Source organism: Arthrobacter sp. P4_F10, from assembly GCF_056401435.1.
On the sequence record NZ_JBFUJJ010000001.1, the window covers coordinates 409,812 to 433,361 of the forward strand.

A 23,550-nucleotide genomic window follows, 5' to 3' on the forward strand; every position below is an offset into this window, starting at 1 on the left:
TACTGCCGGACGGCCCGCCGGAGGCAAGGGCGCGGCGGGCACCTACCTCGCGCGCAAGGGCTTCGCGGCGCCGGCGAGCACCAGGGCCACCAGAATCGGAATCCCGATCGCCAGCAGGGCGGCCCTGATACCGGTGACATCGCCCAGGTAGCCCAGCAGCGGCGGCCCGGCGAGGAAGGCAATGTAGCCCAGCGTGGACACGACGGACACCCGGGCGGCCGCCTTCCGGGGGTCATCCGCCGCGGCGGACATCCCGATCGGAAATGCGAGGGCGGCGCCCACGCCCCAGAGCACGGCGCCGGCAGCGGCCAGCCAGATGGTGCCGGCGAACACGAAGAGGCAGAGGCCCGCGGCTGCCGCGGCCATGCTGGCGCGCAGCACAGCCACGCGGCCGTAGACGTCGATCGCGCGGCCGCCGAAGAAGCGCATGGCGGTCATTGCCAGCACAAAGGCGGCGAACAGCAGCGCCCCCGTGGATTGTTCAGCGCCCAGGCCGTCAACCGCGGCCTTGGCAATCCAGTCATTGCCGGCGCCTTCAGTCAGGGTGGCGCCGAGAACGACGACGCCGATCAGCAGCGTGCGCCCGTCCCGCCAGGCCGACCCGCCCTTGCCGTGGTCCGGGTCCCCCGCGGCGGGCGCCGCGGCGGGCAGATGGGGCAGGAAGTACCGCGGGGCCACCGTGGTCAGGACGGCGACGACGGCGGCTATGACCAGCAGATGCTCCGGGAGCCCGACCCCCAGGGTGGACAGGCCGGCGCCGATCAGGGCCCCGATGAATGCGCCGCCGCTGAAGGCCGCGTGGAACTGCGGCATGATGGTGCGCCCGAGCCGGTGCTCGACGTCGGCACCTTCAATGTTCTGCGAAACATCCCAGAGCCCGACGCCGATCCCGAAGAAGAACAGGGCAATCGCCGTCCCCGGGACGGAGGCCGCCATCAGGGACAGCGCGACGCCGACGCCGGCCGCCGCGGCCACAAGTCCGGCGCTCCGGACGGTGTTGGCGGTGCCGATCCGGCCGACGACAAACCCGGCCGTGGGCAGGGCGATCAGCGAGCCGACCGCCAGGCACAGCAGCAGCGTTCCCATCTGGCCCGCGGTGATGTGCAGGATCTCTGTCACCGCGGGGATGCGGGCAGCCCAACTGGCGAAGACTAATCCGTTGATCCCGAAGACAAGGAAAGTCGCCCCGGTGGCAGCCTTCAGTTGCGGGACGGTTGCGGTACTGGTCATACGATCACTGCTTCCACCGAGCGTTGTGAGAGTTGGTCAAGTTCTTCCAGGCTGAGCTGCCGGTCGGTCACGACGGCATCGACGGCGTCCAGGGATGCGACGAGGGCGACGGCGCTGGCGTTCCATTTGGATCCGGCGCAGGCGACGATCACCCGGGCCGCGGATTCCAGGCCAGCGCGCTTGACGGCGGCGTCGTCGAGATCGTGGGCCAACAGCCCGTCCTTGAGGTTCAGGGCGCAGGGCGTGACCACGGCGGCGTCGAAGCGCAGCGAGCGGATGTTGGATTCCGTCATGGGCCCGCGGAAAGACAGTTCACCGGGAACGAGGCTGCCGCCCGGCATCAGGAGCTCGGGGCGGCGGCCGGCAGGCACATCGTCCAGGGACAGCGCGGTGACGGCTCGCAACGACATCGGCATGATCGTCATCTCGCGCTGGCGCAACTGGCGGGCGATCTCCGTAGCGGTGGTGCCGCTGTCCAGCCAGACGTGACTCCGGTCCTGGAGCATGGCCGCCACACCGGCGGCGATCCTCACCTTGGCGGTGTGGTCCTCCAGCTCGCGCTGCCCGTATTGGGGGTTTTCACCGCCGAAAACCAGGCTCTTGGCTCCGCCGTGGACCCTCCGCAGCACGCCGTGCAGGGCCAGGATGTCGAGGTCGCGCCGGATGGTGGCACCGGAGGCGCCGCAGGCGGCCATCAGGTCGTCCACCGTCACCTGCTCGCGGTTGCGAAGCAGTCCGCCGATCAGGCGGTGCCGCTCATCAGTGTTCATGATCAAATGCTAACGGTTTGTGATCATTTAATCATTTGTTGCGCGACCCAAAGAGCAAACGCGGGGTCACTTGGCGCCCCAGAAACCCCTCGGGGATGGGCGTTAAGTGACGCCGCGTTGCTTGTTGGCTTAGCGGGCGCGCTCGACGCGCTTTTCGTCCCAGACCGGTTCGGCGGACTCGTAGACCCTGCCGTCGGAGCCGAAGACCAGGAAGCGGTCGAAAGTGCGGGCGAACCAGCGGTCGTGGGTGACTGCCAGGACGGTGCCTTCGAAGTGGTCGATCGCCCGTTCCAGGGCCTCGGCCGAGTGCAGGTCGAGGTTGTCCGTGGGTTCGTCAAGCAGCAGCAGCGTGGCGCCGGAGAGCTGCAGCAACAGGATCTGGAACCGCGCCTGCTGGCCGCCGGAGAGGGACTCGTACTTCTGCTCGGACTGCGCTGCCAGCCCGTAGCCGTCCAGCGCCCCGGCGGCGGCTTCGCGGCCCATGCCGGAGCGGTGCTCGTCGCCCCGGTGCAGGATTTCGAGCAGGGTCTTGCCCAGCAGGTCGGGCCGGACGTGGGTCTGGGCGAAGAAGCCGGGCCGGATCCGGGCGCCGAGTTTCACGGTGCCCTCATGCGGCACCTCCGCGATCTCGACGTCGGACACCGGCAGGTGCTCCCGTTCCGGATCCGTGCCGCCGGTGGCGAGCAGGCGCAGGAAGTGGCTCTTGCCCGAACCGTTGGAACCAAGGACGCCCACCCGGTCGCCGAACCAGATCTCGGTGGAGAACGGCTTCATCAGGCCCGTCAGTTCCAGTTTCTCCGCCACGACGGCGCGCTTGGCGGTGCGCCCGCCCTTGAGCCGCATCTGCACATTCTGCTCGATCGGCAGGGCCTCGGGCGGACCGGCCTCGAGGAACTTCGCGAGCCGGGTCTGGGCCGCGTGATAGCGGTTGGCCATGTCGGAACGGAAAGCGGCCTTGTTCTTGTACATGTTGACGAGTTCCTTGAGCTTTACGTGCTCCTCGTCCCAACGCTTGCGCAGCTCCTCGAAGCGCGCGTTCCGGTCGGCCCGGGCATCCACGTAGGAACCGAAACCGCCGCCGTGGATCCAGGCCCCGGCGCCGTTGATGCCCGGTTCCAGCGTGACGATGCGGCCGGCGGCGTTGTTGAGCAGTTCACGGTCGTGGCTGATGAAGAACACGGTCTTCTTCGACTCGTTCAGCTTGGCCTCGAGCCAGCGCTTGCCCGGGACGTCGAGGTAGTTGTCCGGCTCGTCCAGGAGCAGCAGTTCGTCCGGGCCGGCGAAGAGAGCCTCGAGCACCAGCCGCTTCTGCTCGCCGCCGGAGAGGCTCGACGCCGGGCGGTGCTGCGCCCGGTCAAACGGCAGGCCGAGGGCGGCCATGCAGACCTCGTCCCAGACGGTCTCGACGTCGTAGCCGCCGGCGTCTCCCCAGTCCACGATGGCCTGGGCATAGGCCATCTGGGTGGGCTCGTCGTCGTGCTCCAGCATGGCGAGTTCTGCCTCGTCGACGGTGCGCGCGGCGGCGGCCAGGGCGGGCGGGGCGGCGGAGACCAGGAGGTCGCGGACGGTGGACTCATCCCGGACCTGGCCCACGAACTGGCGCATGATCCCCATGTTGCCGGAGCGGCCGATCACGCCTTCATCCGCAACGAGGTCGCCGGAAATGATCCGGAACAGCGTGGTCTTGCCGGTTCCGTTGGGCCCGATCAGCGCCGTCTTGGTGCCGTCGGGGACCTTGAACGTCACGCCGTTGAGCAGCTGGGTGCCGTCGGAGAGGAAGTAGTCGATGCCGGAAACGTCAATATGAGCCACGCGTTCAATCTTCCCATGGACGGACGGACCGGCCGGGGCCCGGGCGCCTAGCTGTTCACCAGGAGCTCCGGACGGCGTCCTGCCCAGGGCCGCACCGCCTCCACGGCGGCACCCACCGTGAAGACTGTGGCGTCCTCGAATGGATGGCCCACGATCTGCACACCCGTGGGGATGCCGCAGTCGGCCATGCCGCTCGGCACGGCCAGGACGGGGCAGCGGTTGCTGATGTTGAAGGGCGCCGTCATGTGCCCCTGCCAGTAGTGCCCGAGCCGCTCGCCCCCGGCGTCGATCCCGTCAAGGTACATGCCGTCCGCGTCCAGGGCGGCCACGGCCGAGGCCGGGCAGAGAAGGGCGTCGAAGCCGGACATCGCCGCGGCAAGCTCGGCCTGGATTCTGGTTTCCGCCCGGATGCCGTCGACGAACCGGTTTTCCGCGGCGGCTTTCCGGGCGTCCGCCATGAACCGCCGTGTGTACGGGGCCAGCAGCTCGGGAGACTCCGAGGTCTCGTCCTCCATGGCCGGACCGAGGAGGTAGCCGAAATGTGTGAACATTGTCCGGCTGATGTCCTCGGTGGTCCAGGGCAGCTCGATCTCTTCCACCACGGCGCCGGCATCACGCAGGGCCGTTGCCACGCCGCGCGTATTGGCCTCAACATCCGCGGCGACGGGATAGTTCCCCAGCCGGATGCAGAGAGCGATGCGCATGCCGGCCACTGCCGAGGCGGTGTCAGCACCCGGCGGGCAGGACAACGCCGGACTCCCGGCGAGGGAGGTGTGGTCGCCCGGATGACGGCCCGCCATGACGTTCGCCAGCAAGGCTGCGTCCGCCACGGTCCGTGCCATCGGGCCGTCGCCGCGGTAGTGGTCCGCGGAGAGCGGGGCCAGGCCGGGAATCCTTCCGTAGGGCGCCTTGTAGCCGACGGTCCCGGTGAACGACGCCGGCAGGCGGGTTGAACCCGCGATGTCGGAGGCGGTGGCCAGCGGCGCCAGCCCGGCGGCCAGTGCCGCCCCGGAACCGCCGGAGGAGCCGCCCGGGGAATACTGCCGGTTCCAGGGATTGCGCGTGACTCCCCACAGGGGACTGTGGGTGACGGTGGCGCAGCTGTATTCGGGCGTGGTGGTGCGGGCATGGATGATGCCGCCGGCACGCCGGATTCGGTCGATGACGGGATGGTCCGCGTGCGCGAGCTCCCCCTTGCGGGCTACGAGCCCCTGCGAAAGGGTGCGTCCCCGGAGCCCGTGCTTTTCCTTGGCGGCCACCGGCAGCCCCAGCAGGGGTGTGAGGTCCCTGCCCCGCGCATACCGGGCAGCGGCCTGCCGTGCTGCCGGGAGCGCCTCTTCGAACAGGGTCTCCGTCAGGGCGTTGATGCCGCCGTTGACGGCCTCGGTCCTGGTGATCACCGCTTCCATGAGCTCCACCGGCGAGAGCTCCCGGGAGCGGAAAAGCCGCAGGGCCGTGCCGGCGTCGAGGTAGTGCAGCTCGGTCATGCCAAGGCCGCTGCCGGCTCGGAGGAGGCTTCGGCCAGGGCGCCGGCAACCAGGTCCCGGGCCACCCCAGTGAGCATGTCCACGCCGGCAACCATGTCCTCGTCGGTGCTGAACTCCCGTTCGCAGTGCGAGACGCCGTCCACGCTGGGGATGAAGAGCATGACCGACGGCGCCACTGTGTTCATGGCAACGGAATCGTGGCCGGCCATGGTCTGGATCCGCCGCGCGGAAAGGCCCAGGTCTGCAGCCACCTTGTCCGCGAGTTCGATCCCGCCTTCGGGGAAGCGGCGGATCGGCCGGATGTCGAAGTCCTTCACATTGACTTTGATGTCGTGCTCGCGTGCCAGCGCATCGATGTCCTCGATGAGTTTGGCGCGGGCCGCCTTGACGATGTCCGGATCGCCGGAGCGGAGGTCGGCGACGAGGTGGACCCTACGGGCCACCACAATGGGCGAGTTCGGTTCGAGGGTCAGCTGGCCCACGGATGAGACGAGGGCCTCCTCGGCGAACTCAGCCGTGACGTCGTGCACCATAAGAATGATCTTGGAGGCTGCCACCAGGGCGTCGTGCCGGTCGGCCATGGCCGTCGCTCCGGTGTGCGACTGTTCGCCGAGCACTTCGATGTCCAGTTTCTGGGTGTACCAGCTGCTGTCCACCAGGCCGATGGAGATGCCCTCGCGTTCCAGGATCCTGCCCTGCTCGATGTGGATCTCGGCGTAGCCGGCGGCCTCGGGCCCGTCAGAGGTGCCGAGGTACCCGATGCCATCCAGCGCCTCACGGACTGTGACGCCTTGCAGGTCCGCCACATCCAGCATCTGTTCCCGCTGCAGGAGTCCCGCAAACACCGAACTTCCCATGATGCTCGGCGCGAACCGGCCGCCCTCCTCGTTGAACCAGTTCACTACGGCCAGGTTGAACCGCGGCGCGGGCCCGCCCTCCGCAACCTCGGCGTCCAGACGCCGGGCCGCGTGCAGGGCGGCGACGACACCGTACGCGCCGTCGAACCGGCCCCCGAGCGGCTGGCTGTCCAGGTGGGATCCGATCAGCACATAGGGCGCCCCCGGCGTCCACTCCAGCAGCCCGAACATGTTGCCGATCCCGTCCACCCGGAGTTCCCATCCGGCGTCACGCACCCACCCGGCGAACCAGTGGCGTGTCTGCGCATCCTCCGGGGTTGCCGCCTGGCGGTCGACGCCGTTGTCGGGGGTGGCGCCGATGGTGGCCACGTGGTGGAAGTCTTCGAGGAAAGCTGCTGAAGTCATGGGAAATCCTTTGTAGGTTGCGGTGGAGAGGGTGGGGCGGCGGGCTTAGCCCATGCGGCCGCGCGTCTCGGGAACCTTGGTGAAGAGCACCAGCAGGAGCACGACGGCGGCGGCCGCGGCCATGTAGAAGCCGGGCGCGTGAGGCACTCCGGTGCCGCCGACCAGGGCGGTCCCGATGAACGGTGCTGTGCCGCCGAAGAGCGCGTAGGCGCCGTTGTAGCTGATTGCCGCCGACGTGAAGCGGGTGCGGGTGGTGAAGATTTCAACGAAGAAGGTGTAGCAGCCTCCGCCGTAGATGCAGAGCGCCACCACGAAGAGGGACTGGCCCAGGAGGGCAAGAGGGAGGCTTCCGCTGGTCACCAGCATGAAGCTCGGCACTGAAAGCAGGGCCAGCGCGGCTGAACCGGCAATGAGCATCGGTTTGCGGCCGAAGCGGTCGCCCAGCCGGCCACCGAAAGGAAGCAGGACGGCGTAGAGCGCGAGAGCGGCGGCGTTGACCAGGAGGGACTGTTCACGGCTCAGGTGGCCCGTGGTCTGGACATAGGAGACGAAATAGGCCGAGAGGAAGTAGAAGCCCATTGCGGTCAGGCCCATGACGAAGATGACCTGGACCATACGGAGCCGGTTTTCGCGGAAGGCTTCGCGGACCGGGCTGAATTCCTTGGTCCGGGCAGCCTTGGCCTCATTGAACGCATCGCTTTCCACCGTCCGGCTGCGGATCCAGACGCCGAACAGGGCGAGCGGCAGTGCCAGCAGGAACGGCAGGCGCCAGCCCCACGCCATGAAGGCCTCGTTGGGCATTGACTGGCTCAGGATGAGGATCATCGAACCGGCGACGACAGAGGGCAGCGCAGTGGCGGCGATGGTGATGTTGAGCCAGAACCCGCGGCGGCTGACCGGGGCGTGCTCGAAGACAAACGAGGGTGCTCCCACGGATTCGCCGCCGGCGGAGAAGCCCTGGATCAGCCGGCAGAGGACCAGCAACACCGGTGCCCAGGCGCCGATCTGGCCGTAGGTCGGCAGCAGCCCCATCAAGGCGGTGGCCCCGCCGATGGCGACGAGCGTGATGGTCAGGACCCGGCGGCGGCCGATCCGGTCGCCGAGCGCGCCGAAGAACAGGCCGCCGATGGGACGGACCACGAAGGCGACGCCGAAGGTGGCGAACGTGGCAAGCATGGCCGTGACCGGGTTGCTGCCGGGGAAAAACAGTTGGGAGAAGATGACGGCGGTGAGGCCGTAGAGCGTGAAATCGTAGAATTCGATGAACTGCCCGATGCTGCCGCCTGCGAGGACCCGCTTCTGCATCTTGGTGATGCCGAGAGGTCCGGACCGCGGAGCGTCCTTGTCCAGGGCCGGGGCGGACGGTGTGGTCTGGGAAGCGGACACCGGCTGGTCCTTGATGTCGTTGATCGTCATGACAGCCACGCTAGAGGCGCCGTGTTTCCGAAGTTCCCTGCCGTGTTACGGGCCCGGGAAATGAAATCTGCTGATGTTGCCGCTGTGTTGCCGGCAAGCCACGGTCCGGACATAAGTCGGACACCTGGGGCGTGAATCGGAACCATTGAATCTCCTTTGATCAACATGGTTGTCGCGCTTCGGGACTCGGCCAAGGGCCGTCATTGCGCGGGATTTGCCGTTGGACTCCCGCCGGCACCACCGCACTGGACCAACTTTGTGTGATCCGGTTCACATCTGTCCAATTGATTGTTTTGGCCAAATCAATCGATTTCATCGATGCCAATCGCTGCGGATTTTCGCAGTCACAGTCGGTGGGCACGGGGAATCCGCCGGGCTAGTGCCGGGCGGCACCGTAGAGCCGGATGCAGGTCTCCTCAAAGGCCAGTGCCCGGCGGGTGGGTTGCACTCCCTCGGGCCGGACCAGCATCACCTCGATTGGCGGGAAGTCATCCGTCAGGGTCAGGGCAACCACCCTGCCGCCGGAATACGTCATGTCGCTGTGGAGCCGCTGGTTCAGCATGGCGTAGCCGTGGCCCTTCGCCACAAACGAGCGCACCGTCTCATACCCGGCAAAGCGGTGCCGGACATTGGGAAGCACCCCCGCGATCGCGTACAGCTGCTCGTAGTATTCCCGGCTGTGCGGCAGATCCAGCACCACCGCGGGTTCGCCGTCGAGATCCTTCAGTGCGATGCTTCGCTCGGGCCGGGACGCCGCGGGGTGTTCAGCATGGACCAGCACATGAGGGGGCACGCGCTCGAGCACCGTGTGTGTGAAGCCCCGGCCCAGGCCGAGACCGTACATCAGCGCGACATCGCACTGCCCTTCGAGGAGGGCCGTCTGCAGGCTCGCCAGATCGGCTTCCAGGAAGGAGACCTCGACTCCCGGATGCTGAACTTCGAAGGTCTGCAGGATTGCGGGAAGCCTGAAGGGCGCCAGGGGCGAAAACACGCCCACTTTGAGCTCTCCGACCAGGCTTGTCGCAAGCCCGCGGGCTGACTCGTACAGCGAGTCCGCATGCTCCAGCAGCACCTTGATGTCCTGGGCCAGCTGCCGGCCGGACGGCGTCAGGCGCAGGCCGCGCGTCCTGAGCCGGACAAACAGCTGCGTCGACAAACTTGCTTCAAGCTGGGCCATGGCGGTGGACAGGGTGGACTGGGTCACGAGCAGCCTTTCGGCCGACGCAGTCATGTTTTCGAGCTCGGCCACCACCGCGAAATACCGCAGCTGGGTCAAGGTAAAGGGCTTCGCCATTCGTCAATGCTCGCATTCTGCGCGGATCCGCGCGGTCACAGGCCCCGGAGCCGGTGCAGGAGTAGGGCGACGTGCAGCGACGTCCGGGACTCCGCGTCGTCGAGGTCCACGCCGAGGAGCTCTTCAAGGCGGGCCAGCCGCGCGTACAGTGTCGGGCGGCTGAGATAGCCGGTGCGGGCCAGAGCCGCTTTGTTGCCGCCGGACTCGAGGTAGCGGCCCAGCAGTTCCAGCTGCCCGCCGCCGTCCCGGGCGTCGGCCTGCAGGACACCCTCCAGTTCTGACTCCGCGAACTGCTGCACCCGCGGATCCTTGCGCAGCAGGGCCAGCAGCCCCCGAAGCCGGACGTCCGTCGCCCGGTAGAACGGCTTCCGATCACCCCGCAGCGTCGCCGCGGTTTCGGCGACGTGGGCGGCTTCGTCAATGCCCGCCGCCGCTTCGAGCAAGGAACCCCTCAGGTGCCCCACGCCGATGCTCCATGTCGCCTCCGCCGGATTGCCGGCCCAGCCTCCGCCGGGCAGACCTCTGCCGGGCCGGGCTCCGCGGACGGGTGGGCCGGGTGGCGTGTCGCTGCCCGCGAGGGCATCGGCGAGACGCTGGAGGGTCGGGTCCTCCAATTGCTTCGCAGGAACGGCCAGGATCATGCCGACCGATCCGGACCGGATGCTCGCGGTCAAAGCGCTGCCTGACACGGTTTTGAGGGCCCGGGCGAGCTGCTCCAGCAGGGCACGTTCCTCCTGTTGCCCAGCGAGTGGATCGATTCCGGCTCCCGCTGCCCCTGCCCCTGCCCCTGCCCCTGCCCCTGCCCCTGCCCCTGCTGAGGGACCATAGGCTGCTCCGCCGCTCCGGAACACAATTGGCAGGTAGTGCGGCGACCGCCTGAGTCCCAGCGCCGCGGCGCGGGCCTGCGCCTCGTCCTCGCCCAGCCCGCGGGGCTGACGGAGGGCGTTGAGAAGCCCCGCCTGCGCCTGGTGGCTCAGCTCCCGCCGGTCCCGTTCGGCGAGCCGGTTGATCGCCAGGGTCTGGGCCGCGCGTTCCAGCACCATGGCCGCCGCGTCGTCGTCGTCGAGGGGGACCGGCACCACCAGCCGCCCCCAGACGTTCCCGCGCACGCCAACCGGCGTCTGCAGCCAGGCCTCGGGCCCGGTGCGGCCCGTCCCGGGCGGCGCCGGCGTGGTCCTGGACCGCCGCTCCCAGTCCTCCAGCAGTTCGATGGTCCGCAGCTGCCCGGCCGAGTACGCGAGGACGAGGTGCGAGAGGTCCTCCAGGACCACCGGGGCGCCGATCATGGCGGCTGCCTGGTCCACCACCTGCCCGGTCCCTGCGCTTTCCAGGCTCAGCACCGTGAAGGCCTCGTGGACGTCGCGGGCGCGTTCCACCCGCTCCAGCTGTTCGGCGACGATGATCCGGTGCACGATTTCGGTGACCTGCACGAACCGCACGCGGCGCTCCACCACGATCACGGGCATGGCCGTGGCCAGCGCGGCCGCGCGCAGCGCATCCAAACTGGGCTTCCTGTCGCCGACGAGTTCAACAATCAGGCCGGACGCCGCCGCCTGCTCCAGGGACCTGATGAACGACGCCGTAAGCCCGGGTTCCTTTTCCAGCTCCAGTCCGGTGGTAAGCACCAGCTCCCCGCCAGACAGCAGCCCGGAAATGTCGAGCAATTCGCTCACGTGGACCCAGCGCACGGGGTTGTCGAGGGCCCCGGCGCCGCCGAGCAGGAGCGGCGCGGCCTCGCGGAGAACGGGAAGGTCAAGGATCGAGCCGACGGTGGGCAACATTTACACAGTGTAAACCAAGCTGTGATTCTCCTTACACACTGGCACTTATGGTGCCGTCTCCCGGTAGGGACACTGGACTCAACGCACCCCGAATACCGCATGAGGAGAAACCTTGAACATCATCGAGCACTGGATCAACGGCAGCTACGTTCCCGCCGGCGCGCGCACGGCCCCGGTGACCAACCCGGCCACGGGCAAGGTCACCGGCCAGGTTTCGCTCGCGAGCCGGGACGAGAGCCACGCCGCCATTGCCGCGGCCAAGGCCGCATTCCCCGCATGGCGCGACACCTCGATTGCCCGCCGCACCCAGATCCTCTTCGCCTTTCGCGAACTGCTCAACTCCCGCAAAGGCGAACTCGCCGCCATCATCACCTCCGAGCACGGAAAAGTCCTGGACGATGCCCTCGGGGAAGTCACCCGGGGCCAGGAAGTCGTCGAGTTCGCCTGCGGCATCCCCCATCTGCTCAAAGGCAGCTACACCGAGAACGCGTCCACCAACGTGGACGTCCACTCCATCCGCCAGGCCCTGGGTCCGGTCGCAGTCATCAGCCCGTTCAACTTCCCGGCCATGGTGCCGATGTGGTTCTTCCCGCTTGCCATCGCCGCCGGCAACACGGTCGTCGTCAAGCCCAGCGAAAAGGACCCCACGGCGGTGAACTGGATGGCCGAACTCTGGAAAGAAGCCGGCCTGCCGGACGGCGTGTTCAACGTCCTGCACGGCGACAAGGTGGCCGTCGACGCCTTGCTCAACCACCCGGACATCAAAGCCGTCTCCTTCGTCGGCTCCACCCCGATCGCCAAGTACGTCTATCAGACCGCGACGGCCAACGGAAAGCGCGTCCAGGCCCTTGGCGGAGCCAAGAACCACATGATCGTGCTGCCCGACGCCGATCTGGACCTGGCCGCCGACGCCGCCATCAATGCCGGATTCGGATCGGCGGGCGAACGTTGCATGGCCATCTCTGCCCTGCTCGCGGTGGGCGAAATCGCCGATGAACTGGTGGACAAGATTGCCCAGCGTGCGGCTTCCCTGCGCACCGGCGACGGGCTGCGCGGCTGCGACATGGGCCCGCTGGTGACGGCCCAGCACCGGGACAAGGTTGCCGGCTACATTGATGCCGGCGAAGCTGCCGGTGCCCAACTCGTCGTCGACGGCCGCAACATCGCCGCCGACGCGGAAGGTGACGGCTTCTTCGTCGGACCCACGCTTTTCGACAAGGTGACTCCGGACATGTCCATCTATCAGGACGAGATCTTTGGACCGGTCCTGTCCGTGCTCCGCGTTGACAGCTACGACGAGGCGCTCGAGATGATCAACGGCAACCCATACGGCAACGGCACCGCCATCTTCACCAACGACGGCGGCGCGGCGCGGCGCTTCGAGAACGAAGTGGAGGTGGGCATGGTGGGCATCAACGTCCCCGTTCCGGTCCCCATGGCCTACTACTCCTTCGGCGGCTGGAAGAACTCGCTGTTCGGGGATACCCACGCCCACGGCACCGAGGGCGTCGGTTTCTTCACCCGCGGCAAGGCCGTCACCTCCCGCTGGCTGGATCCAAGCCACGGCGGCATCAACCTCGGCTTCCCGCAGAACGCCTAAGCCACCCGTATCCGAAAGGCAGCTGTCATGACCTCGACCCTTGAAAACGAAACCCTCCCGCAGCAGGAGGCCGCCGAGGGCGCCCGCCGCGCCTACGAACTGGACCGCAAGCACGTCTTCCACTCCTGGTCCGCCCAGGACCTCATCGACCCCATGGTCATCTCCGCGGCCGAGGGCTCCCACGTCTGGGACGGCGACGGCAACAAGTACCTGGACTTCTCCTCGCAGCTGGTCAACACCAATATCGGCCACCAGCACCCCGCCGTCGTATCCGCCATCGCAGCACAGGCCACCAAGCTGTGCACGATTGCCCCGAGTTACGTCAACGACGCGCGCTCCGAAGCTGCACGCCTGATTGCCGGGCGCACGCCCGGCGGACTGGACAAGATCTTCTTCACCAACGGCGGGGCGGACGCCAACGAGCACGCCATCCGCATGGCCCGTCTGCACACGGGCCGCCACAAGGTGCTCTCCGCCTACCGTTCGTACCACGGCGGCACCCAGCTGGCCATCAACGTCACCGGCGACCCCCGGCGCTGGCCCAGCGACACCGCCAGCACCGGCACCGTCCACTTCTTCCCGCCGTACCTGTACCGCACCGCCTTCCACTCCACCACCGAGGAGGAGGAAAGCCAGCGCGCCCTCGAACACCTGGAACAGCTGATCAGCTTCGAAGGCCCCTCCACCATCGCCGCCCTCATCCTGGAAAGCATCCCGGGCACGGCCGGGATCTACGTGCCGCCCCCGGGATACTTGCAGGGCGTCCGCGAGCTCTGCACCCGGCACGGCATCATCTTCATCGCCGACGAAGTCATGTCCGGCTTCGGCCGCACCGGAACCTGGTTCGCCGTCGAGCACTTCGACGTCGTTCCGGACCTGCTGACCTTCGCCAAGGGCGTGAATTCCGGCTATGTTCCGATGGGCGGGGTGGCAATCAGCCCGGAGATCGCAGCCACGTTCGGCAAGCGTGTCTACCCCGGCGGCCTGACCTATTCGGGCCACCCGCTCGCGGCGGCTGCCGCCGTGGCGACCATCAACGCGATGGAGAACGAACAGATCGTCCAGCACGCGGCAGCCCTCGGCGAGACGGTGATCGGACCGGCCCTCCGTGGATTCACCGAGCGCCACCGCTCCGTTGGTGAAGTCCGCGGCAAGGGCGTCTTCTGGGCGATCGAACTCGTCAAGGACCGGAAGACCCGCGAGCCCATGGCCCCGTACGGCGGCTCAAGCCCGGAAATGAACCAGCTGGTGGCGGCCTGCAAGTCCCGCGGGCTGCTCCCGTTCGCGAACTTCAACCGAATCCATGTTGTCCCGCCGTGCAACACCAGCGTGGAAGACACCCAAAAGGGCTTGGCCGTACTGGACGCCGTGTTGGACATTGCGGACGGCTTCGCCGCCTGAGGCGCTCCCGCACTATTGACACCCGAACGACGGATGCTCCCCCGCACAACAACGCGGGGGAGCATCCGCCATTTTCCGGTCCGGCGTCTCAGCTGGCCCGGGTGAGGAACTCCTTGAGCAGCGGTCCGGACGTGGTGGCTCCAAGGCCGCCGTCCTCCACGAAGACGGCGACGGCGAGGTCACCGTGCGCCGCCACGATCCAGGCGTGGGTCTTGGGCGGGGTGTCGTTGCCGAACTCAGCCGTTCCGGTCTTCGCGCCGACGGGCTCGCCCGGGACGGCGGCCAGGAACCCGGCATGCCCGCTGGTCACGACGGCACGCATCATGTCAGCCAACGCCGCGGCTTCCGCTGCCGTTACCGGCGTTTCGGCCGCCGTAGCCGGTGCCGCGGCCGACGCCGACGCCGACGCGTCACCGGAGGGCGGGGCGGCAGGCGCCGTGCCTGTTCCGGTGCCGGCAGTGGGCGTGCTCTCGGCGCCCGGTGAAGTGACGCCCTCATTCGGATTCAAGACCAGCTGGGCGGCCACCGGGGCTCCCTTGGCTACCGAGCCGGCCATGATGGCGGCGGCCAGCGGGGACAGGAGCACTTTGCCTTGGCCGATCATGGAGGCGGCGTGTTCGGTTCCTGCGGCTTCCCCGGGGACGGAGCCGAGGAACGCTGCGGCGCCGAGCGCGGGCGCTTCGACTGCCACGCCCAGCGAGGTCGCGGCAGATTCGAGTTGCGCCTGGCTGACGGTGTCGCGGGCGTTGATGAAGGCGGTGTTGCAGGAGTGCGCAAAGGCGTCGCGCAGCGTCACGGAGCCCAGGGAGGACTCGGGGTATCCCTCGGCGTTCTTGAAGGTGCGGCCGTCCACCGTGAGGGTCGCCGGGCAGTCCACCTTGGAATCGGGGGTCATCCCGTTGCGGAACATGGCCAGGGAATCGACCATCTTGAAGATCGATCCGGGGGCATACTGTCCCAGCATTGCGGTGTCGTAGCCGTTGCTGCCCGGCCCGGACGCGGCGGCCAGGACGGCGCCGCTGGAGGGCCGGAGCGCCACGATGGCCGACGCAGGGCCGACCTTGCCGAGCACGTCTTCCGCGAGTTGCTGCAGCTTCGGGTCCAGGGTGGTTTTCAGCGGGGTTCCGGGTTTGATGCCGGTCTCGAACAGCACCCGCCTCGGGTCGGGAGACGCCGCCTGGATTTCCGCGGTGGTGAGTCCGGCTTTCTGTGCCCGGATCACGATCCCGTCGGTTCCGCGCAGCTGCGCGTCGTACTGCTGCTGCAGGCCCCCGGCGCCGGTGGTGTCCCCGGGCTTGAGCGCGCCGCCGGACTTCTCGATTTGCTCCGCGTTCGCCTCGGAGACTGTACCCAGAAGTGCCCGCGCAAACGTGCGGGTGGGTGCCAGCGGCAGGCTGTCCGGGACGGCGCGGCCGCCGGGGATGGCGGAGATCTGCTCGTCGGTGATGGTCCGGGAACCGTCCTCGCGGAAGGTGATGGCCGGGACGAAGGCGTCCGGACCGGCCGCCGCGACCTGCTGGGCGTAGGCTGCCGGGTCCACGCCGACCAGTTGGGCAAGCTTGGTGGCGGAGTCGGAGGGGTCCGCGCCGCCGAGCGCTGGCTTGTCGATGCCAACGTTGACAACGGGCCGGTACGTGACCAGCGGGGCCCCGCCGGCGCCCAGGATGGAGGCCCTCTGCGGCGTCTGGGTGGCCCGGGTGATGATCTCCCCGTCAGCGAGGTCGGGAACCAGCATGGCCGGCTTCCACACCGTGAGCCACTTGTCCCCGGATTTCTTCAGCTGTGCGGAAACGGTGTATTTCCATTCCTCCGCGCCGACTTTCCAGGTGTAGTTCAGCGGAAACGTGGCCGTGTCCGACTCGAAGGTCAGCTGGCCGGCCTGCACGGCTGGTTTGTCCGGGTCCAGTCCCTGGAAAATTTCCTTGAGCTGGTCGTTGGCGGCGCCCGACTCCTTCCCCTCGAAGGCGACGGATCCGACGTCGAGCGCGGACACCGCGCTGGCGAGCTGCTGGGCGGCGCCTTCCGCGCCGTCCCGGCCGTCTCCGCAGGCGACCAGCGAGGCGCCAAGAACCAGACCCACAAGGGCCAGTGCAAGTTTTGATGAGTTCCCCATTGCGACATTATGCCCCGGACCAGTGACAACCCCCGTGTCACAAAGCGGCGGCACGTGACACAGGCACGGACTTCCCGTGCCCGGAACGCCTAGGGCCGCCGGATGATCCTGCGCTGTGCGGCAACGGCGATCGCGGCAGTGCGGTTGTCCACGCCGAGCTTGCCGTAGATATGCACCAGATGGGTCTTGACCGTGGCCTCGGAAATGAACAGCTGCTTGGCGATCGCCCGGTTTCCCATCCCGGTGGCCAGCAGTTCGAGCAACTGGATCTCGCGGACGGACAGGGCCGGCTCCGGGTTCCTGATCCGGCCCATCAGCCTGGCCGCGACCTCGGGTGCCAGCGCCGTACCGCCGGCCGCGGCGGAGAGCACCGCCTGGCGGATCTGCTCCGGCGGGGCATCCTTGAGCATGTAGCCGCTGGCGCCGGCCTCGACGGCAGCGAGGATGTCGGCGTCGGAGTCAAAGGTGGTGAGGATGAGCACCGGAGGCGCCGGCTGCCCGGCCTCTCCCGCTTTGATCCGGCCGGTCGCGGTGACGCCGTCCATTCCCGCGCCCATCTGCAGGTCCATGAGCACCACGTCCGCAGGCTCGCCCAGGGTATGGAGCTTGGCCAGTCCGGCCAGGGCGGCGCCGCCGTCGGCCGCCTCGGCCACCACTGTGATGCCCTGCAGATCACCCAGCATCGCCCGCAGCCCGGCCCGGACCACCGGGTGGTCGTCCACCAGGAACACCCGGATGTTGTTCATTGCCGGTCCCCGCTGGCTTGCGCCGGCACGGCATTGGAACCGGGCGCGGTGCCGGGCTCGTCGCCCAGTGGCAGCCGGATGGCCACCACGGTCCCCTCACCCGGGGCAGACTCGATGTCCAGCTGGCCGTGGAGGGCGGCCACACGTTCCCGCAGCGACGTCAGCCCATAACCGGAACCGTCCGGACGGGCCGGCAAGGCGGCGGGGTCGAACCCGGTGCCGTCGTCGTAGATGTCCATGGCCACTTCCGGGCCCAAGAAGGAAAGGGTGACGACGGCGGTGCTCGCCTGCGCGTGAATCCGGACGTTGGCCAGGCTCGCCTGTGCGGCCCGGAGCAGGGCGGTCTGGTGGGCCGCGGGGAGTTCCACGGGCACGCCTTCGACGTCGAGGCGGCAGCGCAGCCCGGTACCGCGCGCGGCGGTCTCCGCTTCGGTCTTTTCACACAGCCGGAGGAGGCCGGCCACGAGGGAGCCGTCCTCGAGGTCGGGGGACTGGAGCGCCCGGACGAAGTTGCGGGCCTCTGCAAGATTCGCGGCGGCCGTGTCCCGGACGATGCGGAGCCTTTCCCGTGCCACGGCGGGTTCGCCGTCGTCCAGGGCTTTCTCGGCCGCGCGCCCCATCAGCACAATGCTGGACAGGCCCTGGGCGAGGGTGTCATGGATTTCGCGGGCCAGCCGGGTGCGCTCGGCCAGGGTGCCGGCATTGTGCTGGGTTCGGGCGAGTTCGGCACGGGTGCGGCGGAGCTCTTCGGCCGCCAGCCGCTGGTTTTCCGCCTCCAGGAACAGCGCCCGGTAGGCCAGCCCTGTGACCACAGCGAAGGCTGCGCCGAACGCGGGCCCGAGCACCATGGGCAGCTCCGGCGGTGCGATACCGCCGTTGTGGAACCAGAGCGCCCCAATGACAAAAAGGGTGCTGAGTGCGATCGCGGGCAGCGCCAGCCGGCGCCGGAGCACGTGCAACTCCAGGAAGAACAGCGGGAAGGCCAGCCAGACGAAGTCGGCGCTGGTCCAGATCAGCAGCAGCCACAGGACGCTGACGCCGCCCAGCCACCAGGCCGAGTAGGGCCGCGGATCGAACCGGGTCCTGTGGGCTGCATGCCTTTTCTCCAGAACGGTGCCAGCGAGGTAGAAGGCGGCGAGCAGCAGGGCCAGCAGCAGGGTGACCCAGCCCTGACCCGTGATTCCGCCAGCCACGAGCCGGACCAGCGCCACCAGGAGAAGTACCGCGAAGCCGACGTGAAGGCTCACGCGAAGGACGCGCAGAATGACGGCCGCCCCGGTGGGCTCCGTGCCCGCGTGCCCCGTGGCCCCGTGGGGTGTGCCGGCGTGTCGTGTGCCCTCGTGTCCAATGCCCTCGTGGACCGTGTTGCCGGCGTTGCCCTCCATGCTTCCAGCGTAGTGCCGGCGGGGCAGGGGCAACTGCGGAAATCGGCCCGCCACCGGCGGAATCAACCTTTTGGTTGATCGCAGGGCAGTCCTTGCGGTGCCCGCGATCCAACCGGGCGGCCGATGCCCCTGGGACTGGCGGAGGGAAGGCTGGAAGCAACGCCACAAACGTCACGAAAAAGGACAACCATGTATCTCGCCATCCGCGATATCCGCTTTGCCAAGGGCCGGTTCGCCCTGATGGGCGCGGTCGTCGCGCTCATCACCCTCCTGCTCGTCATGCTTTCCGGGCTGACGGCCGGACTCGGCAACCAGTCGACGTCGGCCCTTGCTGCCCTCCCGGCCGACCAACTGGTCTTCGGCGCCCCGGCAGGGAGCACGCCCAAGGCCTCGTTCACGGAATCCGAAGTCTCGCGCGCCCAACAGTCGCAGTGGTCGGCACGCGACGGCGTCGCCCGGGCCGATGCCTTAGGGATCAGCCAGAGCCGCTTCCAGGCCCTCGGCGACGGAGGCGTCCCGGCACGCACGGCAAGCGTTGCGGTCTTCGGCACCGAGACCGGCACGCCACTGGCCCCCGCCCCGCTGACAGAGGGAACCATCGCTGTCGGAGCGGGACTGGCGAAGGACCTGGAGCTCAGCACCGGCAGCCGCGTCTCGGTGGGCGGCACCGGCCTCGTTGTGACGGCCGTGGTTCCGGAGCAGTGGTATTCACACACCGGAGTCGTGTGGACCACGTTGGCCGATTGGCAGAAGCTGGCACACCTGCCGGACGCGGGCGCCGCGACGGTGCTGGCCGTGACCTTTGACTCCACGGCCGGACCCGGGGTGGATACCGATGCCGCCAATGCAGCCGCGGGAACCGTCAGCACCACCGTCGACGGATCTTTCCAGGCCCTCGGCTCCTACAAGAGCGAGAACGGCTCGCTGCTGCTCATGCAGGCATTCCTCTATGGCATCTCGGCCCTCGTGATTGTCGCCTTCCTGACGGTCTGGACGGTCCAACGCACCCGGGACATCGCCGTTCTGAAGGCACTCGGCGGGTCCGCCCGCTACATCCTCCGGGACGCCATGGCGCAGGCAGCCGTGGTCCTGCTGGCCGGCGCCGCGGCAGGCGGGCTGGCCGGCGTGGCCGGCGGGGTCCTCGCGTCCCAGGCGGCGCCGTTCCTCATCACGCCCTGGACAACGCTGCTGCCCATCGCCGGGATCGTGCTCCTGGGCCTGGCCGGGGCAGCCCTCGCGGTCCGCAGCGTTGCGCGCGTCGATCCGCTGATCGCCCTCGGCGGCAACTGACCGGCCCCTGGCCCGGTCCCGTATATTCTTCGAAAGGCATATCTCGTGAATTCCGCACTGAACAAGTCCATCGTAAACAAGTCCGCCCTGAACAACGCTGCCCTGAACCTTGTCAACGTCACCCTGGAGTACCCGGACGGAGACGGCACCCTCAAAGCCCTGGACGACGTGAGCCTCAAAGTTCACCCCGGGGAGTTTGTGTCCCTCATCGGCCCGTCGGGGTCCGGAAAGTCGTCCCTGCTGGCCGTCGCCGCCACCCTCGTCCGGCCCTCCGCCGGCCTGGTGGTGATCGACGGCCAGGACGCCGGCGGACTCCCCGACGCCGGGCGCACCGCACTGCGCCGGGACAAGATCGGGATCATCTTCCAGCAGCCCAACCTCCTGCCCTCCCTCACGGCGATGGAGCAGCTGGTGATCACCCAGCGTCTGCGCGGCGGGGCCGCCCGCGCGGCCGGGGAACGCGCGGCCGGTCTGCTGGACCTCGTGGGTCTCGGCCACGCCTTGGCCAAGCGGCCCCACCAGCTCTCCGGCGGGCAGCGGCAGCGTGTCAACATTGCCCGGGCACTCATGGGAAATCCTGCCGTGCTGCTCGTGGACGAGCCGACGGCGGCTCTTGACCACCACCGCAGCGAGGCGATCGTCCGGTTGCTGCGGCAGGTCACGGACGAATTCAGCGTGGCAACCGTCATGGTCACCCACGACACCGACTTCGTCCCGATCACTGACGCCGTGGCGAGCATGCGCGACGGACGGCTGTCCTCCATGGTGGCGACGCCGGCCGCGTCGGCGGCGGCGGACACGGGCTTCGGGGCCCCGCGGTTGGGTTAGGGGACCCGGTTCCCGAGGTCAGGTACGCCGAGCCCGAACATGTCCTGGAGGGCATACCTGGCGGCGTGGAAGCCGGGCATCCCGGTGACGCCGGGACCCGGCGGGGTGGACGAGGAACACAGGTACACGCCGGGCAGCGGCGTCCGCCATGGAACGGGGCTCAGCACCGGGCGCCGCAGTATGCCCCAAAGGTCCATGCGGCCGGCGCCGAAGTCCCCGCCGACGTAGTTCTCGTCGTACGCCGCCAGCCCGGCGGCCGTCGTCACCTTGAACTGGACCACCAGGTCCCGGAAGCCGGGTGCGAAGCGCTCCAGTTGCGCCATGACCGCGTCGCTCATATCCACGGCAGAGCCGGCCGGAACATGGCAATAGGTCCACAGGATGTGCCGGCCGGCCGGGGCGCGGCCGGCATCGAAACGCGAGGGCTGGGAGACCAGTACGTAGGGCCGGTCCGGATGCCGTCCCGATGCCACCTGGCGCTCCGCTTCGGCGGTTTCCGCCCTGGTGCCGCCTACGTGCACAGTCCCGGCATCGGCGAGGCTGGCCGCCGCCCACGGCACCGGTCCGGAGAGGATGAAGTCGACCTTGCAGACCGCGTTCCCGAAGCGGAAGGACGCCAGGGCGCTCCGGTAGCGTGCCGGGAGCCTGCCCTCCGCCAGGTGAAGCAGCGCGGGGGCCGCCACATCCAGCAGGGTGGCCCGGGCCGGCGGCAGCTCCGCGAGTGAAGCGATCCGCCTCCCGGTCTCGATCACGCCGCCATGGGCTTCGATATCGGCGGTCAGCGCCCGGGCAATCGCGGCCGATCCGCCGCGCGGAACAGGCCAGCCGCCGGCATGCGCCAGGGCGCCCAGCATGAGGCCGGCGCCGGCCGAGGTGACCGAGGGCAGGGGCGCCACGGTATGCGCGGCGACCCCGCTCAGCAGTGCGGGAGCCAGGTCCTGACTGAACCTCGCATTCCACAGCGGCGAGCCCTGTTCGAGCGCCCGGAGACCGAATGCAGCGGCTGCCAGAGGATCTCCCGGAATCCGCAGCAGCTGGTTCAGGGTCAGGTCTGCGACTCCCTCCACCCGCCGCACCAGGGGCTCCATAAGCCGGCGGTAGGCGGCGCCGTCCCGCCCGAGTTCCGCAACAGTGCGGTCCAGGGAGCGGTAGGCCAGCGCCGCACGGCCGCCGTCGAGCGGGGATCCGTACGAGAGCTCCGGCACTTCCAGGGGCACGCGCCGGGCCAGCTCGAACCGGCGGAAGAAAGGTGAGGCCAGAATCATGGGGTGCACGGCTGAACAGACGTCGTGGAAGTGGCCCGGTTCCATCAGTTCGGCGGTGCGGAGTCCGCCGCCGGGGGTGGCAGCCGCCTCGAACACGTGGACTTTGAGTCCGGCCCGCGCCATGGTCGCCGCCGCGGCCAGCCCGTTGGGGCCGGAGCCGACGACGGCGACGTCAGTCATGGGCGGTGGCCTTCCGCCACGGCACTCTTCCGCCACGGCACTACGGACGCCGCAGGCCGGCGGAGATCAATCCGCAGCCAGTCCGGGGCACCGTCGAAGGGGCCGCCATGCGGATCATCGATCCGGTGCCCGCGGATCACGTCGTGGGACGGATCCCAGATGTCCCAGGCGACGCGCGCCATCAGGTAGGCGGTGGCGAGCATGTGGGCCACCACTGCCAGGACGTAGTAGGGCATATCGATGTTGTGCTGGGTCGAACCGCCGCTGGTCGCCTGCCCGAGGTACATCCAGACGGCGCCCCAGTGCAGTGCTTCGATGGCCTGCCAGATGAGGAAGTCACGCCAGCGGGGCCGGGCGAGGGCGATGAGGGGGATCAGCCACAGCACGAACTGGGGCGAGTACACCTTGTTGGTCAGGATGAATGCGGCCACGATCAGGAAGACCAACTGCGCGATCCTCGGGCGCCGGGGTGCTGTCAGTGCGAGGACCGCAATCAGGATGCAGGCCAGGAGGAACAGGTCCAGTGCGAGGGAGTTGATGGCTTCGGCCTGAAGCGGGTTCAAGCCCAGCCGGCCAGCCACCAGGTTGTAGGCGAACCAGGGTGAGCTGTAGCCCGCCGGCCGCTCCTGCGTGAACTGGTAGAAGTACTTCCAGCCGTCCGGATTTGCCGCGGCTGCCGGGACATTGACCGCCAGCCAGGCCGCGGTTGCGGCACCAGCGGTGATCAGGAGCGCCCGGATGCGCCCGCTCCGGAGCGCCAGCAGCAGGACGGCACCGAGGATCAACAGGGGGTATAGCTTGGTGGCCGTGCCCAGGCCGATGAAGATTCCGGCGAGGACCAGCTTGTTTCGCGAAAAGAAGTACATCCCAAGAGCCAGCATGCACACGGCCCACATGTCCCAGTTAATGACGCCGGCGAGGACGATGCCCGGGGCGAGGGCAACCATCGCCGCGTCCCAGGACCGCCGCCGGTCCGTCCGTGCCGTGGCCAGCACGGTGATAATCCAGACCGCGGCGATCAGGGTGGCATTGACGTCGAAGTAGCCAAGGACACGGGGGTCTCCGGTGCCGGCACCGGGCACCAGAAGTGCCGTGGCGCCCGCGATGAGCCCCATCAGCACGGGGTACTCAAAGAGGCTTCCCTGGGTGATGAAGGGGAAGGCGCCATCGCCGAGGCCGCGGTTGCGGAACAGTTCCGGAAAGTCCGAGTAGCACGTGGCGTAGAACTGCCCGGGCGTTTCCCAGCCGTTGGTGCGGCAGAAGTTCTTGAGCAGAATCCCGGCCAGGGCGGCGAGGACTGTGAGGATCACCAGAACACGCTCCACCGTGAAGAATCCTGGCGAAACGATCCCGGGCGCCGAGCGCTGCCCCAACGGACCACCTACCAGTTCCGTGAAGTTTCGGAGAAAAGGGTCGCTGCGGCTCGGGATGACCAATCGGACCCGTTTGCGCTCCGGCGGCTTTGTCTCCTGCATGCCCTCGAGCTTACCGGGGGCCGTTGCCCCACGCCGCGCTGCGGAGTTCCTGGCACGTCGGATCGCCCGCCCCACGGCAACGGGGGAGACGAACGGGGCTTAAAAGAAGGAGCCCGCGCGTCGCCGCACGGGCTCCTCTGGGATCGGTTCCGATGTCAGTCACAGGTTCTCCTTCGCTGCGAACAGTCCTGCCGGTAACGGGCTTCGTGCCTGCA

The 23,550-nt window shown here is 68.5% G+C and carries 17 protein-coding genes; 4 read left to right on the forward strand and 13 right to left on the reverse strand.

Annotated features, from left to right (window positions below):
• Positions 1–42: 42 nt before the first annotated feature.
• The 8 genes from AC1DR1_RS01940 to AC1DR1_RS01975 form a co-directional block, all read right to left on the reverse strand.
• Positions 43–1,230: an MFS transporter gene (locus AC1DR1_RS01940; protein ID WP_229991879.1), complete on the reverse strand. Its 1,188-nt coding sequence runs from the start codon at positions 1,228–1,230 to the stop codon at positions 43–45.
• Positions 1,227–2,000, reverse strand: coding sequence for a DeoR/GlpR family DNA-binding transcription regulator (locus AC1DR1_RS01945; RefSeq protein WP_229991878.1), 774 nt, complete (start codon positions 1,998–2,000; stop codon positions 1,227–1,229). The genes AC1DR1_RS01940 and AC1DR1_RS01945 overlap by 4 nt, the downstream gene beginning before the upstream one ends.
• 129 nt (positions 2,001–2,129) lie before the next feature.
• The gene (locus AC1DR1_RS01950; RefSeq protein WP_229991877.1) at positions 2,130–3,812 is read right to left on the reverse strand and encodes an ABC-F family ATP-binding cassette domain-containing protein; all 1,683 of its coding nucleotides are present in this window, start codon (positions 3,810–3,812) and stop codon (positions 2,130–2,132) included.
• Positions 3,813–3,859: 47 nt separating this feature from the next.
• The gene (locus tag AC1DR1_RS01955) at positions 3,860–5,299 is read right to left on the reverse strand and encodes an amidase (RefSeq protein ID WP_229991876.1); all 1,440 of its coding nucleotides are present in this window, start codon (positions 5,297–5,299) and stop codon (positions 3,860–3,862) included.
• Entirely contained in the window at positions 5,296–6,561 is a 1,266-nt protein-coding gene (locus AC1DR1_RS01960) for a M20 family metallo-hydrolase (protein WP_229991875.1), read from the reverse strand. The genes AC1DR1_RS01955 and AC1DR1_RS01960 overlap by 4 nt, the downstream gene beginning before the upstream one ends.
• Before the next feature lie 45 nt (positions 6,562–6,606).
• Positions 6,607–7,977: an MFS transporter gene (locus AC1DR1_RS01965; RefSeq protein WP_229991874.1), complete on the reverse strand. Its 1,371-nt coding sequence runs from the start codon at positions 7,975–7,977 to the stop codon at positions 6,607–6,609.
• Between the two features lie 376 nt (positions 7,978–8,353).
• On the reverse strand, positions 8,354–9,271 hold the full coding sequence (locus tag AC1DR1_RS01970) for a LysR substrate-binding domain-containing protein (protein ID WP_476992112.1): 918 nt from the start codon (positions 9,269–9,271) through the stop codon (positions 8,354–8,356).
• Between the two features lie 35 nt (positions 9,272–9,306).
• Complete coding sequence (locus AC1DR1_RS01975; protein ID WP_476992113.1) at positions 9,307–11,052, reverse strand: PucR family transcriptional regulator; 1,746 nt, start codon at positions 11,050–11,052, stop codon at positions 9,307–9,309.
• A gap of 112 nt (positions 11,053–11,164) precedes the next feature.
• Between AC1DR1_RS01975 and AC1DR1_RS01980 the strand changes: the two genes are divergently transcribed.
• Positions 11,165–12,652 (forward strand): CoA-acylating methylmalonate-semialdehyde dehydrogenase, encoded by a 1,488-nt coding sequence (locus AC1DR1_RS01980; RefSeq protein ID WP_229993539.1) that lies wholly within the window; start codon positions 11,165–11,167, stop codon positions 12,650–12,652.
• A 27-nt stretch (positions 12,653–12,679) separates the two neighbouring features.
• Positions 12,680–14,053, forward strand: coding sequence for an aspartate aminotransferase family protein (locus AC1DR1_RS01985; RefSeq protein ID WP_229993538.1), 1,374 nt, complete (start codon positions 12,680–12,682; stop codon positions 14,051–14,053).
• A gap of 88 nt (positions 14,054–14,141) precedes the next feature.
• Here the strand turns inward: AC1DR1_RS01985 and AC1DR1_RS01990 are convergent, their stop codons facing one another.
• From AC1DR1_RS01990 to AC1DR1_RS02000, 3 genes are all read right to left on the reverse strand, one after another.
• On the reverse strand, positions 14,142–16,166 hold the full coding sequence (locus tag AC1DR1_RS01990) for a penicillin-binding transpeptidase domain-containing protein (protein ID WP_229993537.1): 2,025 nt from the start codon (positions 16,164–16,166) through the stop codon (positions 14,142–14,144).
• A gap of 89 nt (positions 16,167–16,255) precedes the next feature.
• On the reverse strand, positions 16,256–16,912 hold the full coding sequence (locus tag AC1DR1_RS01995) for a response regulator (RefSeq protein ID WP_229993536.1): 657 nt from the start codon (positions 16,910–16,912) through the stop codon (positions 16,256–16,258).
• Positions 16,909–18,297 carry a sensor histidine kinase gene (locus AC1DR1_RS02000; RefSeq protein WP_229993535.1) on the reverse strand — a complete coding sequence of 463 codons (1,389 nt, stop codon included), beginning with the start codon at positions 18,295–18,297 and terminating at the stop codon, positions 16,909–16,911. The genes AC1DR1_RS01995 and AC1DR1_RS02000 overlap by 4 nt, the downstream gene beginning before the upstream one ends.
• Before the next feature lie 189 nt (positions 18,298–18,486).
• Between AC1DR1_RS02000 and AC1DR1_RS02005 the strand changes: the two genes are divergently transcribed.
• A complete protein-coding gene (locus tag AC1DR1_RS02005) occupies positions 18,487–19,587 on the forward strand; it encodes an ABC transporter permease (protein ID WP_229993534.1) in 1,101 nt (366 codons plus the stop codon).
• Positions 19,588–19,632: 45 nt separating this feature from the next.
• Positions 19,633–20,415: an ABC transporter ATP-binding protein gene (locus tag AC1DR1_RS02010; protein WP_229993533.1), complete on the forward strand. Its 783-nt coding sequence runs from the start codon at positions 19,633–19,635 to the stop codon at positions 20,413–20,415.
• Here AC1DR1_RS02010 and AC1DR1_RS02015 read toward each other — a convergent pair.
• Complete coding sequence (locus tag AC1DR1_RS02015) at positions 20,412–21,860, reverse strand: phytoene desaturase family protein (protein ID WP_229993532.1); 1,449 nt, start codon at positions 21,858–21,860, stop codon at positions 20,412–20,414. The two genes, AC1DR1_RS02010 and AC1DR1_RS02015, sit on opposite strands and share 4 nt — an antisense overlap.
• A complete protein-coding gene (locus AC1DR1_RS02020; protein ID WP_229993531.1) occupies positions 21,857–23,335 on the reverse strand; it encodes a glycosyltransferase family 87 protein in 1,479 nt (492 codons plus the stop codon). Before AC1DR1_RS02020 ends, AC1DR1_RS02015 begins: the two co-directional genes overlap by 4 nt.
• Positions 23,336–23,550: the final 215 nt, after the last annotated feature.

Coding starts and splice junctions, on each gene's coding strand:
- AC1DR1_RS01945 (WP_229991878.1), bottom strand. CDS start 2,000: ATGAACACTGATGAGCGGCACCGCCTGATCGGCGGACTGCTTCGCAAC.
- AC1DR1_RS01975 (WP_476992113.1), bottom strand. CDS start 11,052: ATGTTGCCCACCGTCGGCTCGATCCTTGACCTTCCCGTTCTCCGCGAG.
- AC1DR1_RS01970 (WP_476992112.1), bottom strand. CDS start 9,271: ATGGCGAAGCCCTTTACCTTGACCCAGCTGCGGTATTTCGCGGTGGTG.
- AC1DR1_RS01995 (WP_229993536.1), bottom strand. CDS start 16,912: ATGAACAACATCCGGGTGTTCCTGGTGGACGACCACCCGGTGGTCCGG.
- AC1DR1_RS02000 (WP_229993535.1), bottom strand. CDS start 18,297: ATGGAGGGCAACGCCGGCAACACGGTCCACGAGGGCATTGGACACGAG.
- AC1DR1_RS02005 (WP_229993534.1), top strand. CDS start 18,487: ATGTATCTCGCCATCCGCGATATCCGCTTTGCCAAGGGCCGGTTCGCC.
- AC1DR1_RS01965 (WP_229991874.1), bottom strand. CDS start 7,977: ATGACGATCAACGACATCAAGGACCAGCCGGTGTCCGCTTCCCAGACC.
- AC1DR1_RS01985 (WP_229993538.1), top strand. CDS start 12,680: ATGACCTCGACCCTTGAAAACGAAACCCTCCCGCAGCAGGAGGCCGCC.
- AC1DR1_RS01955 (WP_229991876.1), bottom strand. CDS start 5,299: ATGACCGAGCTGCACTACCTCGACGCCGGCACGGCCCTGCGGCTTTTC.
- AC1DR1_RS01990 (WP_229993537.1), bottom strand. CDS start 16,166: ATGGGGAACTCATCAAAACTTGCACTGGCCCTTGTGGGTCTGGTTCTT.
- AC1DR1_RS01960 (WP_229991875.1), bottom strand. CDS start 6,561: ATGACTTCAGCAGCTTTCCTCGAAGACTTCCACCACGTGGCCACCATC.
- AC1DR1_RS01940 (WP_229991879.1), bottom strand. CDS start 1,230: ATGACCAGTACCGCAACCGTCCCGCAACTGAAGGCTGCCACCGGGGCG.
- AC1DR1_RS02015 (WP_229993532.1), bottom strand. CDS start 21,860: ATGACTGACGTCGCCGTCGTCGGCTCCGGCCCCAACGGGCTGGCCGCG.
- AC1DR1_RS02020 (WP_229993531.1), bottom strand. CDS start 23,335: ATGCAGGAGACAAAGCCGCCGGAGCGCAAACGGGTCCGATTGGTCATC.